The organism is Bradyrhizobium sp. MI1.10, from assembly GCF_055811035.1.
The window spans coordinates 1-257 of sequence record NZ_JBVVPN010000185.1; the positions used below are offsets into that span (position 1 = coordinate 1).

Genomic DNA, 257 nt, shown 5'->3' on the forward strand with positions numbered 1-257 from the left:
AGATTATCGATTCCGGTCGCCACCACTGAGACGCGGACGATACCGTCGAGGCTATCGTCAAACGACGCGCCGACGATGATGTTGGCGTCCGGGTCGGCCTCGTCGCGAATGCGGGTCGCAGCTTCGTCGACTTCGTACAGCATGAGATCTTTGCCGCCGGTGATGGAGATGATGAGGCCGCTGGCGCGCTTGATCGAGGGATTCTCGATCAATGGATTGGAAATCGCGGCCACAGCAGCGGCAAGCACGCGCTTCTC

Annotated in this window: 1 pseudogene; it reads right to left on the minus strand. The window is 60.3% G+C overall.

What is annotated here, in order from left to right:
• Nucleotides 1–257 (minus strand): annotated as a pseudogene (locus AC0L3K_RS40840) (cell division protein FtsZ); the annotation flags it as partial.